Consider the following 13,679-nt stretch of genomic DNA (forward strand, 5'->3'; position numbering starts at 1 on the left):
AATGTCAGCTAAACTTTCAACAATAACAACACAATACCGACGATTCACAAAGAATCAGGTACTTACAGAAGGAAACCTTAATGAGGTTGTAGATTTTTTTGACGATCAGGACCGCTTATCGCGCGTTTTCCTGAGCGGCGTTGGTATAGTTTGCGGATTTTATTCGGCTTATAATGACGCTCAAAAAACGATTTCAATAACGCAGGGAACTGGTATCACGACAGATGGCGATCTTTTTAAATTATATCAGGCAGATGTATTGGGAAACAAAAAAATCGATTTTGATTCGAAAACCTATACGCACTGCAAAACTTATGATAATACAAAAGCGGCTTATAAACCGTTCTTTTATGATGGTTCAAACAAACAGTTACCTCTTTTTGAACTCCTGACAGAAGATCAGCAGAAAAAAGAAAAAGACCCGAATTTTGCTTTAACACAATTTAAAGCCAATACCGGATTTGATTTTAAAGATGCCGTTATTCTAATGTATCTGGAGTCTTATGAAAAAGAATCTGACCTTTGCGTAAGTCTTTCGTGCGACAATCAGGGATTGGAAATTGTAGGCAATTTTAAAGTTTTAATTGTCAGCAAAAGTGTTGCCGCACAAATAATGAATCACGACAGTATGATTGGCAAAATCAATTATGCTAATTTATATCAGAGTTTACCGGACGTAAAATCAAACCGAATTGTATTAAAAGCAGACGATTTTGTTCATCTTGAATCTATAAAACAAACTTTTACCAAAGGAATTTTCAAAAACAATGTCGTTAAGAATTTGCAGGAAGGTTACAATAAGCTGCTGACAGGCTTAAATATGCCGCTTGTTTCAGATTCTGTTCAGCAAAATATAGCTAAACTTTTTAATTTTGAAGGAGATCCTATACTTCCTTCAGATTTTCAATATTTATATGATCTGCTTAACGATCTTGTAGATACTTACAACGAGACAAAACCATTACTGCTTACTATAGACGATGGTTATTGTACACCCGATATTAATGCTTTTTCAAAACATTTAATACTGGGGGAACTAATAAAAACAGGACCTTGTTATGAATTCCGCCATGGTTTTTACAAATCGCCTTTACTTGCAGAAGAAAGCTTAAGCACTTGCCATGAATGCCGTACAGATGAAAAAGAGGTAACAAAAGATGAAATAAAAATCTGCTACGGCGAAGACACAGCCAGACAAAAAATGTACAGTCTTATTCTGCGAAGTGTACAATTATTAGAAAATTACAATTCATCACACGATGTTATAAAAATTACACCTTCTTTAGAATTGGGTAAATTGGGCAAAAAAGCTATTCCGTTTTACAATACGGTAAACGATTCGCTTATTAAAGCCTGGGATTTTGATAAAACCATTTTAGGATTACAAAAAAACAACGTGAGCTATCATGATGATTTATTGAATACTAAAAAACCGCTTGAAATACATTTAGACAGCGATTTTTATAGAATTGAAGGGCATCAGGGACGTAATTACAAAGAAGCTTTAAAAGATATTCAGCAGATTCGATTAGATAACGGACTTGGATTTAATATCATGATTCTCGCCGTAAACGCTAACGAACTGGATAAAACGATTCAGAATTTCACTAAATATTACCTCAACAAAAACCACGGTTACGAACACAAAGCAGGTGTAGTTCCTGGAGGCACCTTTATAATGATTTATCTTGAAGAAAAAGTGCCTTATTATTACTATTACAACACCAGAAAACCATCATTAACCGGTGACTTTGAAAAATTTGCCGAAGGCATTCCGATTTTAAATCCGGTTGTTGCTGATTTTTCACTGCCTTATTTATGCTGTGACGAAAATAATATTGGTCTTTCTCTACCTGTAGATAAAATCTGTTTTGACAGTAAAACGCCTCCTCTGCCTTTCAAAATATCTCCTGCGGGAGGTTTTGTAAAAGCCAACGTCAGACCAGATCAAAATGGAGGAATTTCGGTAAATGAATTTGGAGCGCTTGTTTTTGATCCAAATTTTGTCAGCAAAGAGTTAATTGGCCAGCCTATAACATTTACTGTCAATAATTTTGATACGGATTGTGTCATAACCATTTTTGAAAAACCAAAATTCGATTTTGAAGCAGTTCCTGTAAAACCTTCAGGAATCAGCGAAACTGAAGTTACTTTTACCGTTACAGGAGAAAATCTGGCAGGCAATAAATATACCTGGAATTTTGGAGACAAATCCGATCCTGTTACAGACGATAAAACAGAGATTAAACACGTCTACAAATACAACAGCGAATCTCAGAAAAAATTCACCTTTGAGGTAACACTTAGTGCCGATAACGGTAACTGCGGTTTCCAAGTCACACATCCGGTGAGTTTTGAAATTTCAGATCCAAAAGTACTTATCGAAAACAAATTGACAGATACCGTTTCTTATTGCAAAAATGACCAAACACGTTATCCGCTTACTCTTGAACCCGCTGTAAAAGGTGCAGTTCTTTCCGGAGAAGGAGTTAAACCTTTAAAAGGAGGACAATTTCAGTTTATTCCATACAGTGTTGGCGAAGGCGTTACAAGCGTCACGATTCTAATAGATGGCAAACCATCGAATCTTACCATTACACTTTTAGACTTGCCTACCGCCAGTTTTACTTATAATATTGATCCAACAGGAATGCTGAATTTAATCAACAACTCGATAAATGCAGCATCGTATACTTGGGAGATTAATAAGGAAATAGTAAAAACAGATAAAAAAGACACAATATCAAGAACTATTTCTTCATTTAGTGAATCTTCAATTTCCGTTTCATTAACTGCTGAAGGCAAATGCGGATCTGTAACCGACGGCCCAAAATCTATTGAAATTAAGAAACCGGCTGAAACCAATCCATGTCTTGATAATGCAGGAGTATTGGTAAAAAATTCAATGTCAACCCTTTCTTATTTAAAAGAAATTTCAAATTCAAATAAATTCAATAAAGATACTGTCAAATTCATTTCTGAAACCGAAACCAGATTTATAGAAGTTCAGAGTAATCTTGAAAGTTACATTAACGGTGAGTTAAATGATAAATTATATGAATTATTTAAGCAGGAATATTTCGATTTTATATATGCAGTTGTCACTTCTGTCTCCGGAACACAGAACCTTAACCAGATTACTGCAGTTGAAACTCTTATTTCACTAAATACGGCTTTGTTCTACACCATTTTAAGATGCCAGAGCACAAAAATGCTTAAAGCTTCAGTAGAACCAATTTTGCGTACAGCATCTCTATTTACCAATTTATTTAAAAGTTTCGTAGAAATAAGATTCAATGCTGATAAGAATGGATCACTAAAAGAATTTTTATCATCTATGCTGTCCGTATTCGGAAAAATCGATTTTATAATATCTAATCTAAATACACAAATAGAAAATCTTACAGCCGGTGCTCAGTTCTAGTAAACATATTATCAATAAAGTTTTCCTTGAGATAAATACCAATTCTAAAGAAAAAGGGTATTATCTCAAGGACCATATTGATACGTTTTTACAAAAGGAAATATTCTCGTTTTTAGAAAATTATTTTGATGAACTGGATTCGAAAAATCCTTCACTTAGTGTACAACTAGAAAACCTCAACATTGATATTGCCATAAATCAAAATTTGGATTTTGAAGATTTCAAAGAACAGATTCTAAAAAAGATTACCAAGCAAGTTGAAGAAGTTTTTGAAAAAAAAGACGGAAATACAGAAGGCTATAAAGTCATCAAAAAACAGGAAAAAGAAACAGAAAGCTTTTTTCACTTTCTGGAAACTGGCACAAATACCTGGTGGACAACCTCAAATCATGATTTTAATGCTGTAGATGAAAAGACATTTGATGAAGTATTAAACGATGAAAGTTTTTCTTTTAAATGGAATAAAACAATCCAAAAACCAATTGCAAGAACAAGATTTATCAAACAATTTAGTGACAGCCAAATTGTAACCATTATCAAAAAAGGAATATTATTGAAAAAAAACAACGCTGAAAACAGTTTAAAAATTATCCGAATTGAAGCCGTAAAAAAATACATTAAAACCAGTATTTCAAAAAAACAATTAATTCCGAATCAACGATTTTTAATGTGGGAAATAGTTGTTTTAAGTTTTTTTGAAACAAGCAATTTTATTGTAAAACAAAAGCTTTTTAAATTGATTTACAATGTTTTTGAATTTCAGAAAAAGAAAAGCTTTTTAAAACACAAAGAACTTTTTCTAAAAGAAATTAAAAATCAGATTGAAAACCAAAACGAACTGGAATTACTCGCTGATCTGGATGCTGTTGTTTTGATTATTGAAAAAAAACTAAACCAAGTTATTTTAAAAGAAAAAGGAATCGAAACTTTTTTAAAAAATCAATCAGTAAAGACGGAGAAAAACACAGACTTTGAAATAGAAAATAAGAAAGAACCAGAAACAGGAAAAATTCAGGAAAATAAGGAAACAACAATTCGTGATTTGGATTTGACATTTTCAAAAACCAAAGATGAAGTTGTTCAAAAAAATGATGAAAACACCGAATCTATATCCAATAAATCAAAACAAAAAACCGAAAATAATCAAGAAGAAGTAATCGATAAAAACGAACTTTCTTTTGAAAAACAAGAATATACATTAAATGCTGATAGCAGCGATTTATATCTTGACAATGCAGGTTTAGTATTGATTCATCCTTTTATGAAATCTCTTTTTGAGAATTGTAAACTGCTCAATAAAGATAATACGATCAATAATCCGGAAGTTGCCGCGCACCTTCTGCATTATGCCGCTACAGGAAAAGAACAGGATTATGAGAACGCGATGGCTTTTGAGAAATTCTTATGCAATATTCCTATAGCACAGCCTATTGAAAGAAATATTGTGCTTTCTGAAATAATGAAAAAAGAAGCTTCGGCAATGCTTCAGGCGGTATTAAGCAATTGGCATGTAATGAAAACATCATCGGCAGAATTGCTTCAGAATGAATTTTTGCAGCGTCCCGGAAAACTGAACATCGGAGACGAAAGTCCAACAATAGTTATAGAACGAAAAACACAGGACATTTTATTAGAAAAATTAAACTGGAATCTGAGCATTATAAAACTGGCCTGGAAAAAACGAATCATTTATGTCAACTGGTAAAAATTAAGAATATGAATGTTGAAAACACCTCTTTTTTAGAACATGATAAAAAAAATATCCGCGGCTTTCAGCAAATGGCTTTAGAATTTTTATTCAATAATGTAAACCTATCTAAAGTAGTCTTTTGCGGAGGCATTGCAGACTATTTGAACCTTCGTGAATATTACGACATTACCATTAATGATATCGATCTGATTTTTGAAAACGAAATGGATTTACAACCCATGATGAGCAAACTGGAAACCAAACGATATTTCTCTAAATACTATAAAACTAAAAGCGGAGAAGCATTGGTGCATATATTCAGAGTTGGTGAAACTTCCATTAATATAGACAGCTTTCCAAGGGATTTTTCTAATGCAGAACATATACAGTCGCCTTTGCTGGGTAAAATGGTCTGGCATACTTCTTTTGAAGAGAGCAAAAAAAATCATAACAGCGAAATACATCTCAATACTTCTCAGGTAAAAGGAATCGATTATCAATGGAGACGATTGTACAAACACAGCCGAAAAGCTTCTTTGTACAACAATATAACTTTCCTTGAAGAGAAAAACTTAATTCATACCATTAAAAAAAATATTTTATGAAGGGAGAGCCTAGGATAATTTACAGTTTAGATGCATTTCCTATCAGCAATAACCGATGGAACGAAGGCAATAGATTTAAAGAAACGATTTATTCGACTGCTTTAAGTATTCTATACAGCCATTTGTGGTATCAGGACATCGAACTTTATGCTGATGAAACTGCTTATAAGTTTCTGTATATGCTTCCCTGCCGGGTTACTAAAATTACCAGTAATGAAGACACTGTCATTTGGATGAAATCGAAAATTGATGTTATGGAAAAACAAACCAAACCTTTCATACATCTTGACAATGACGCTTTTATAAAGAAGAAAATAAATTTTGATTTTGATAAAGTAATTGTCGAACAAAACGATTACGAATTATATGGAATGTACCAGTATCGTTTGGATTTTTTTAATCAATATACACAGGATTTAGAGTATTGGAAACCCGATTTAGGATATGCTTTTAACTGCGGTGTATTGGGTTTTAGAGACTTAAAACTTCGGGATGAGTTTCTGGAGGCATATTATACTTTGGAAGATATTTTTATAAAAAACAACAATCCGGGAATAACCAGAATAGAGCCCTGCATTGTTTTGGAGCAGTATAATCTCGCTTCGCTATTACATCATAAAAATATCAAACCCACATTATTGCTCTGGAAAAAAAACTTATACGAAAACAGTCAGCTGGCAGATAAAATTGGTTATACACACATTGCAGGTCAAAAAAAATACAGGATCGATATTGTACAGGAAATAGAAAACAGGCTTTCAAAACTGTTTCCGTATTGGTACAAAGAAGTAAAAAGTGCTTTAGCAAAAGAAGGCATCGTTTAAAACAATAAACATCTCTATATGAAACAAAGACACAAGATGATTTACAGCCTTGATGTGCTTCCTATAATGAACAACAGATGGAATATGGGAGACAAACTAAAGGAAACCATCTATATGACTGCTCTAAGTGTATTATATAGTCATATGTGGTATGAAGAAATTGAGCTTTACGTAGACGAAATAGGTTTTAAATTCCTGAATATGCTTCCTTGTGCGGTTACCAAAATGCAAAATGAGAACAGAATTGAACTTTGGATGAAATCGAAAATCAATGCCATGGAACTGCAGACAGAACCATTTGTACATATAGACACAGACATATTTATTAAGAAAAAAATAGATTTTAGTTTTAAGGATGTAATCGTAGAACGCAAAGAAGACACTTATGAAATTCATTACAGGAAACAGGTAGAATTATTTAGCAAATACACTCAGAATCTGCCATATTGGAACACCAATTTAGGTTATTCATACAATTGCGGGATATTTGGTTTTAACGATCTTAAACTCCGCGATGAGTTCATAAAAAGCTATTATGATTTAGAGAAAATATACATAGAAAACCAAAAGAACTTTGATGTATTAAAACAAGAAGGTTATGAAACCTGCATTTTAATAGAACAATATACGCTTGCATCACTGTTGAATTATAAAAACAATAATCCAACAATATTATTGAAAGGAGAAACCCTGACAGAGAATGGAAAATATGCCGATACTATTGGGTATTCTCATTTTTTTGGAATGAAAAAATATGAAAAATATGTTGTTGACGAAATTGAACTTCGGCTCTCTAAAATATTTCCGTATTGGTACAAGCAGATAAAAAATGCATTAGAGAAAGAAGGTGTAATCGCGGAAAATCCGCAGTTGGTTTAGTTAAGGAAATTATCAATCCAAAATGGTAAATAATCATGAGAGAATTTGAACAAAAAAAAATAACGAACAACTCCCCTTCTGCTTTTTTTGGACCAAAAGTTCAAAAAAAACTAACTACGGGCACTGTTGGAGACAAATACGAAACAGAAGCCGATAATGTTGCTGACAAAGTGGTTAACCAGCGTAAAACGGGCGGGCTTTTACAATCAAAAAGTGAAGAAGCTGTACAGCAAAAACCTATTTCTGAAACCATTTCGACGGTTCAAAAACAAGATCTCGCACAAGAACAGCCTCTGCAGAAAAAGGGAGAAAAAGAGGAAGACAAAAAAGTACAAAAGAAATCCGATAAGGAAGAAGATAAAAAAGTTCAGAAAAAAGGAGAAAAAGAGGAAGACAAAAAGGTTCAAAAAAAATCGGATAAGGAAGAAGATAAAAAAGTACAGAAAAAGGGAGAAAAAGAGGAAGACAAGAAAGTGCAGAAAAAATGTGCCGACTGTGAAGCCGAAGACAAAAAAGCTCAGAAAAAAGAAGAAGTTCAGGCCAAATTCAATGAATCAAATTCTGTAAATGAAGGAGTCGAAAGCAATCTCAACAGTTCAAAAGGCGGTGGCAGCAGTATGGACAAAAACACAAAACAGGAAATGGAATCTGGTTTTGGAGCCGATTTCAGCAATGTAAACATCCATACGGACAGCAAAGCAGTTCAAATGAGCGAACAACTGGGCGCACAAGCTTTTACACACGGAAACGATGTTTATTTCAATAAAGGAAAATACAATCCAGAATCCAAAGAAGGTAAACATTTACTTGCGCATGAACTCACACATACCATACAGCAAACAGGAGGCAAAACATCAAATAATGTTCAGAAAAAAGATATTGTTCAATTGTCAACAATACCTTGGAATATAACACAATGGACAACGCATAAACGCACATCCAGCAACTTTAGCGTTGGAAGCGGCGGTTCTATATCAGTAACTTCAAATCTGGCTTGGGTTGGACCTCCCAGATGCAGTGATATTGCCAATACAATAGAAGTTAAAATATATCGCAGTGTCGATTATTGGTTTGACAGCAATGTACTCAGCGAAACCATTTCATTAAGCGGAGGAAACGCTTCAGTATCTGATTTAAGCAGCGGTACGTATTATGTCGAAATTTATCTGGGCGGCTATAATGGCGATCCAACCCATTGCAGCTTAACAGGAAACATTAGCATAAATGCAACATAACAAAAATGATTTTCTATAGAATACAATAATTAAATATGCCAGTCTTAACCAAAAAAACAAATACGAATCCTTCGCACTCTTCGTCAAATCATGACAAAGGGAAGGAATCTTTTTTTGGTGTTCAGGCAAAACTCAACATAGGAAAATCAAATGATAAATATGAAGCAGAAGCTGACAGAGTCGCAGATCATGTAGTTGCCAATAGACAAAACGCAAATGCAGAAACTTTCTTTTCGCCATCGCCGGCAGCACAAAAAAAACTGGCGGGAAATGTTCAAAAACAAGACGAACAAAATAAAGTACTGCAGAAAAAAACTGCACCCACAGCCATAACACCACTTGTACAGCTAAAAGAGGATTTAATACAAAATAAACTCGATACCAGAATACCGGAAAAACGAGAAATCAATTCAGCTTTTTCTGCGCCAAAAACCTTAATTCAGAATAAACTCGAAGATAAAGTACAGAAAAAAGAAGAGACAATTCAGAATAAGGCAGAAGTTAAAAAACCAGAAACTGTTCCTGTAAAAACATCTTCAATTAAACCTTTAATCCAAAATAAAGGAGAAGAAGAAAACCTGCAGCAGAAAAAAGAAGAAGATAAACAGGCTAAAGACGACGAAAAACAAATACAAAAAAGTGCCTCTGGTGGTACTAACCCAAGCGATAATTCTAATTTAGAATCTAAATTAAACAGCAGTAAAGGCGGCGGTTCTCCTCTATCCGGAAAAGTAAAATCCGAAATGGAGTCCGGTATTGGAGCTGATTTTAGTAATGTCCGCATACACAATGACTCTAATGCTGTTCAAATGAATAAGCAGTTAGGAGCTCAGGCTTTTGCAACCGGAAACAATATTTATTTTAACGAAGGAAAATACAATCCAAATTCAAAAGATGGTAAACATTTACTTGCTCACGAATTAACACACACCATACAACAAGGCGCCGCAATTAGAAAAAAAGCAGAACCTGTCTCCCCTGCTCCAGAAATGATTCAGGGTTCATTATTGTCTATTGCTATTCCTGATTTTATAAAAAACAACGTCAGACATATTCCCGGTTACACACTGCTTACAGTTGTAGCAGGCTATGATCCTTTGAATGATGTAAATGTCGAAAGAAACGCCATTAATCTTATTGAAGGATTTATGGGACTTGTTCCTTTTGGCACAGCCATATTTGATAAACTGCAGGAATATGGTATTATAGATCGTGTTTTTGACTGGGTTAATAGTCGTTTGAGCGAAGTGGGTCTTAGTATGGATGCATTACTCGACCTCGTTAAAGATGCTTGGGACGAATCTACATTTTCAACTTTTATAGATGTTGTCAGAACTAAATTTAATGACTTAGTAAGTCGTGTAAGTAATTTTGCATCATCACTTGTTGACCAGATTATTACCTGGATAAAAGAAGCATTGATTGATGTTGCAGAACCATTATTAGCCGAAAACAAAGCGTATTCACTCCTTAAAAAAATAATCAAATACGATCCGTTACGCGATCAGGAAGTTACTGCTACAACTGTAGAAATATTAGAAGATTTCTTAATGCTGATAGATAAGCAGACAGAGCTTGAACAAATGCGCGAAAAAGGCACACTGCAAAAAACTGCTGACTGGCTTGATACTCAGGTTGGAACTTTCAATTCGCTATTAGGTGAACTCCGCGGACTTATAACCGCAGCCTGGGATGCTATTCAGCCTTCAAATCTGGCAAATATTGGTGATAATCTTGCAGCACTTGCCAGTCAGGCCGGCGGATTTCTGCAAAGAGTTTGGGATTTTGCCTCTGGCGTAGCACTAAAAGTATTAGAACTCGTTAAAGAATCATTATTAGGATGGCTTTCAGATCAGGCCAAAACTGTAAGAGGTTATTCATTAGTAAAAGTTATTATAGGAAAAGATCCTTTTACACAAGAAGTCGTACCTCGCACAATTCCAAATATGATAAAAGGCTTTATGAGCCTTATGGATGGCGGAGAAGAACAATATGCACAAATGGTTGAAACTGGTGCAATAGCGAGAATTACAGGCGAAATTGAAGCTGCTGTAGCAACGCTCAACATGACGCCGCAATCTATCATACAATTGTTTACCGACATTTGGGATTCTATGACTATTGATGACCTGGTTCATCCTATAGATGCTTTCATGAGAATCATTGACAAATTTGGAGAACCTATAGGCAGATTAATTGCTTTTGTAGCAGAAATTGTTCGAATTGTAATAATGGCTATTCTAGAAATAATGAATTTCCCATTCGATCTTATAGGAAACATTATTACCAGAGCTTTAGAAGCTATAGATGATATTAAGAAAGATCCTATTGGTTTCTTAAAAAATATACTCAGAGCGCTTAAACAGGGATTTGTTCAGTTTTTTGACAATATCGTAACCCATTTAATAAATGGTGTAACAGGCTGGCTGATGAGCGAGTTAAAAGATGCCAATATTCCGGTGCTTACAGATTTTTCATTAAAAGGCGTAATTACCTGGGTTATGGAAGTGCTGAATATCTCGATGGAAAAAATCTGGGAAAAACTAGCGGCGCATCCACGAATTGGACCAGCAAGAGTTGCCAGAATCCGAAGTATGATTAATACCCTCGAAGGTATCTGGACATTTATTAAAGATGTTCAGGAACGTGGTATGGCAGCTATTTGGGATAAAATACAAGAACAGCTTAGTAACTTATGGAATACAGTTCTCGATGCCGTCAAAAATTTTGTCATGGAACGTATTGTAAACAGAATTACGGCCAGACTTTTAAGTATGTTAGATCCAACGGGAATCATGGCTGTTATAAACGGCGCTATGGCTTTCTTTAATGCGATACAAAGTTTTATTAAATACCTGCGAGAAATGCTCGAAGTTGTCAATTCGTTTGTAAACGGTGTAGCCGATCTTGCCCGAGGTAATGTCGCCACAGCTGCAGATTATCTAGAAAGAACCATGGGACAAGCCATGCCGGTCGTAATTGGTTTCCTTGCAAATCAGGTTGGTTTAACCGGTATTGGCGCCAGAATTGGCGAAATGATTATTTCTGTTCAGCAAATGGTCGATGAAGCGCTTACTTGGCTGGTGAATCAGGCTGTAGATCGAGGAATGGCTTTGTTGGACAGAGTTATGGGAAGAAGTCAACCTGAGCCAACACCTTCTGGTGCAATTGCAGGAGCTTTAGCAGAAATTGATTCAGAAAGTGTAAAAGAAGCCGATGAAGGAGAAGTTACTGCTGATGAAGCTCAGGCAATTAAAAATAAGGTTAATAGGGATCATTCATCTGTTATAAATATTTCTTCTGTTAAAGATTCAGGTGAAGATTGGGAATTTGAATATGCACCCATTGTTCAGATGGCAACTAAAAAAACCAAGAAAAAATCAAACTGTAATGAGCCAGGTACAAGTGCACCAAATATTGGTAATATTGCAAAGCATGGATCTCAAGGCTCAAGCTTAAGATCCGGACCAGAAATTTTCTGGCTTGAATCAGAGCATATTTTACCTTTTGCAACAGGAAGATCTTTGTGGCAAGCTCTGGCGTTATATCTCCCTGAAAGAGGTTGGAGTGAAGATAATCAACAAACTACAATAATGATCTATCATGACTCCGCTCGTGAGAAGACCGTTCAAGATAATATTGTAAGTGCCAATTTTACAAGAGCAGTTTCTAATGTTAATATTTCTGCAATGTTTAATAGAGAAAGAGCAAGATATGAATCAGGAGATAGAAATGCCTTATCAAATGCTCGTGATATTCTTGCTAGAATTCTCGAACCATTAGAAGATGCTAAAGATAATGCTGTTTCAAGAACTAACACAGCGGTAATTAATGAGAATAATAAAACAATGCCTGGCTGTACAAAAACAAATGGTGAGAGAAGAGGTGAAACAGGAACTCCAAAACCAACCTTAAGTCAGATAGAAGATGCTGCAACGCAACAATTTAATGATGTTCTTAGATTAGTAGCGGACGAATTGCTGAGCATTGAAGATAGAAGAAGAAGACTTGACAGCAGAAGACTTTTGGCAAAACTTAACATTGGCAAATCGCAAGATAAATACGAAGTTGAAGCAGATAAGGTTGCGGATCAGGTTACATCAAATAAAAACGATACCAATACTTCAACAATTAATTGCAGTAAAGAACCTGAAGATTTAAAGAATTAAGTGATAATGTAATAACATAAAAAAAATAATCATGCAAAAAATATTCTACCAAAAAGAACTTCTTATCAAAGCACCGCAAAAAAGAAAAGGAGCTGATAATAACAAAAAAGACGTTGAAAAAATTCAGTCCTGGCTTAGTTTATTTGCAATGCAAAATCCAAGTTCAGGAACAGCGACCGATATCGATGGCGATTTTGGTCCTGCAACAGAAAAAGCAGTATTGAATTTTCAAAAAGCGAATGGTCTGCCTCAAAACGGAATTGTAGATCAAAATGTATTTGATGAACTTGTATCTCCGCTAAAAAATGCTTTTGAAACCAATATATCAGGAAGTAATTTAAGAGAATTAATTCTAAATACAGCTCAAAATCATCTTGAAAATCATCCTTTTGAACTTGTTATAAATCATCAAAGCAATACAGGACCTTGGGTTCGAAGTTATATGGACGGACATGAAGGAACGGATTGGTTTTGGTGTATGGGTTTTGTTGAAGCCATTATCGATCAGGCAGCTTCAATTCAGGGGAAAAACTTTAAAACTCTGATGCCTTTAACGTACAGCTGCGATACAGTTGGTACAACAGGTCTTCAAAAAAAGATATTAACCCGATATCAAACTGCCAGAACTAATTCGGCTTTAATAAAACCAGGCGATATATTTCTTCTTCAAAAAACACCAAACGACTGGATTCATACCGGAATTGTAACTGCTGTTCATGCCGATACTATTGAAACTATCGAAGGCAATACCAATGCCGGCGGTTCTAATAATGGAAATGCAGTCATGAACAAAATCAGAAATTACAAACAATCAAAACTTGATTTCTTTTCAATCGAATCATTAGTATAGAAA

The 13,679-nt window shown here is 34.8% G+C and carries 8 protein-coding genes; all 8 read left to right on the forward strand.

The window, feature by feature from the left end:
- The first annotated feature begins 1 nt into the window (after nt 1).
- The 8 genes from ABD859_RS02185 to ABD859_RS02220 are packed head-to-tail and all read left to right on the forward strand — an operon-like array spanning nt 2 to nt 13,676.
- Nucleotides 2–3,424: a hypothetical protein gene (locus ABD859_RS02185; protein ID WP_345139621.1), complete on the forward strand. Its 3,423-nt coding sequence runs from the start codon at nt 2–4 to the stop codon at nt 3,422–3,424.
- Nucleotides 3,411–5,129 carry a contractile injection system tape measure protein gene (locus ABD859_RS02190; protein WP_345139623.1) on the forward strand — a complete coding sequence of 573 codons (1,719 nt, stop codon included), beginning with the start codon at nt 3,411–3,413 and terminating at the stop codon, nt 5,127–5,129. Before ABD859_RS02185 ends, ABD859_RS02190 begins: the two co-directional genes overlap by 14 nt.
- 11 nt (nt 5,130–5,140) lie before the next feature.
- Nucleotides 5,141–5,719 carry a hypothetical protein gene (locus ABD859_RS02195; protein WP_345139626.1) on the forward strand — a complete coding sequence of 193 codons (579 nt, stop codon included), beginning with the start codon at nt 5,141–5,143 and terminating at the stop codon, nt 5,717–5,719.
- On the forward strand, nt 5,716–6,543 hold the full coding sequence (locus ABD859_RS02200) for a DUF6734 family protein (RefSeq protein WP_345139628.1): 828 nt from the start codon (nt 5,716–5,718) through the stop codon (nt 6,541–6,543). The genes ABD859_RS02195 and ABD859_RS02200 overlap by 4 nt, the downstream gene beginning before the upstream one ends.
- Nucleotides 6,544–6,561: 18 nt before the next feature.
- On the forward strand, nt 6,562–7,422 hold the full coding sequence (locus tag ABD859_RS02205) for a DUF6734 family protein (RefSeq protein WP_345139631.1): 861 nt from the start codon (nt 6,562–6,564) through the stop codon (nt 7,420–7,422).
- A gap of 35 nt (nt 7,423–7,457) precedes the next feature.
- Complete coding sequence (locus ABD859_RS02210; protein ID WP_345139634.1) at nt 7,458–8,657, forward strand: eCIS core domain-containing protein; 1,200 nt, start codon at nt 7,458–7,460, stop codon at nt 8,655–8,657.
- 35 nt (nt 8,658–8,692) lie between these two features.
- The gene (locus ABD859_RS02215) at nt 8,693–12,826 is read left to right on the forward strand and encodes a phage tail protein (RefSeq protein ID WP_345139637.1); all 4,134 of its coding nucleotides are present in this window, start codon (nt 8,693–8,695) and stop codon (nt 12,824–12,826) included.
- A 31-nt stretch (nt 12,827–12,857) separates the two neighbouring features.
- On the forward strand, nt 12,858–13,676 hold the full coding sequence (locus ABD859_RS02220) for a peptidoglycan-binding protein (RefSeq protein WP_345139640.1): 819 nt from the start codon (nt 12,858–12,860) through the stop codon (nt 13,674–13,676).
- Nucleotides 13,677–13,679 lie beyond the last annotated feature (3 nt).

This window comes from Flavobacterium ginsengiterrae (genome assembly GCF_039539785.1).
In the GTDB taxonomy this organism is placed as follows: domain Bacteria; phylum Bacteroidota; class Bacteroidia; order Flavobacteriales; family Flavobacteriaceae; genus Flavobacterium; species Flavobacterium ginsengiterrae.

What these genes read in the sequence shown, in the direction of transcription:
- ABD859_RS02185 (WP_345139621.1), top strand. Translation starts at nt 2, where the DNA reads ATGTCAGCTAAACTTTCAACAATAACAACACAATACCGACGATTCACA.
- ABD859_RS02195 (WP_345139626.1), top strand. Translation starts at nt 5,141, where the DNA reads ATGAATGTTGAAAACACCTCTTTTTTAGAACATGATAAAAAAAATATC.
- ABD859_RS02200 (WP_345139628.1), top strand. Translation starts at nt 5,716, where the DNA reads ATGAAGGGAGAGCCTAGGATAATTTACAGTTTAGATGCATTTCCTATC.
- ABD859_RS02205 (WP_345139631.1), top strand. Translation starts at nt 6,562, where the DNA reads ATGAAACAAAGACACAAGATGATTTACAGCCTTGATGTGCTTCCTATA.
- ABD859_RS02210 (WP_345139634.1), top strand. Translation starts at nt 7,458, where the DNA reads ATGAGAGAATTTGAACAAAAAAAAATAACGAACAACTCCCCTTCTGCT.
- ABD859_RS02215 (WP_345139637.1), top strand. Translation starts at nt 8,693, where the DNA reads ATGCCAGTCTTAACCAAAAAAACAAATACGAATCCTTCGCACTCTTCG.
- ABD859_RS02220 (WP_345139640.1), top strand. Translation starts at nt 12,858, where the DNA reads ATGCAAAAAATATTCTACCAAAAAGAACTTCTTATCAAAGCACCGCAA.